A 1,368-nucleotide genomic window follows, 5' to 3' on the forward strand; every position below is an offset into this window, starting at 1 on the left:
CCCGGAAAGGGGAGTGCGACCTCGGCAAGTTGCGAGGTCGCGACCTTTACGTACAGCGCCGTTGTGTTGATGCTGCGGTGTCCCAGGAGATCGGCGACCTCGTTGATCGGCCTTCGCTGCTTGACGAGCTGGGTGGCAAGACTGTGGCGCAGGAGATGCGCACCTGCAACCCGCCCGAGTTCAACCCCGCCATGTCGCAACCGCTTCCGCACGATCCTCGAAACAGGCGACGCGCATTTGAACGGTGCCACGGGCGGCGTGAAGGACAGGAACAGATACGGACTATCCACCTTCGGTCGAGCGCGCAGGACGTAGTCGGCGAGCGCGGCGCCAGTCTCCTCGAGCAGCGGCGCCACCCGATCCCGCTTGCCCTTGGTGCGCCGGACAGAAACCTCGCCAGCACGCCAGTCGATATCCTGCAGCTGAATGGCGCGTAGCTCACCGTTGCGAATGCCCGTGGTGGCGAGTAGCAGCAGGACGGCTCGATCGCGGATGTCGACCGGCGTCGTTGCGCCGATCGCATCGATTGCGCGCCGAACGTCATCCCATGCAAGGCGCGGCGGCAAATGCGCCAAACGCCAATGAGGCGTCCTTGGGACGACGCGCGCGAGATCCTGATCGTGGTGGCCAGCCCAATACAAAAACCGAAGAAATGTCCGGATGTGAGAAGTTGCTGCGGTGCGGGTACCGGAGGTCGCCGATAGTGACAACCGATGTTCGACAGCGGCAAGGACATGCTCAGCCGTCAATGCGTCGAGGTCTTGGCCGGAATGGTGGCGATGGAACCAATCCAGAAAGCGGCGGCTGCCCAGGAGAACGCCTTCGCGAGACTTTGACTCCAGTCCGCACACCCTGCTCAGATAGTCCGAAAAGGAGCTCAGAAGCGGAGCATTCGGATCATTATCTACACTGGGAACAGCAGCAAGGAAGCGTTCTGGAGCCACTCGCCGCGCGTGTCCCAGTGCCGACACTGCTCCAATGCGTGGAGTATCCGTAGTAAACGTGCACAAATAGCTGTCGACGACATCTTGAGAGATAGGCATCGGACCACAGCGCGTTGCGGCAAACTGGCTAAAGCGCGCAATCCGGCTCAGGTAAATCGTGGCAGACGCTCGCTTATAACCAAGGGTGAAAAAATGCTCCGCGAGGCGATCCATCTCGCCACCGAGTGCACCGCTACGCAGGCGCTTGAGCACCCCACAATAGGAAAAATAGAACTCGAGCATTCTGCCCCTCCGGCGTTGTGGCACAGGGGAATCCCGCGCCATGAGAGAGGCATGAAATATTATGTGGCGGAGGCAAGCTGGGTTTGGCCAGCCCGAAAGGGGGTCAGGGCGGCTCCGCCACATAATCTCGCCCGACGCATAA

At 61.0% G+C, this 1,368-nt stretch carries 1 protein-coding gene; it reads right to left on the reverse strand.

What is annotated here, in order from left to right; all coding sequences use genetic code 11:
• A partial coding sequence (locus NKI19_RS32675) for a site-specific integrase (RefSeq protein WP_352567712.1) occupies positions 1-1,226 on the reverse strand: 1,226 nt, incomplete at its 3' end.
• Positions 1,227-1,368 lie beyond the last annotated feature (142 nt).

The organism is Mesorhizobium sp. M0751, assembly GCF_040320265.1.
Classification (GTDB): Bacteria; Pseudomonadota; Alphaproteobacteria; order Rhizobiales; family Rhizobiaceae; genus Mesorhizobium.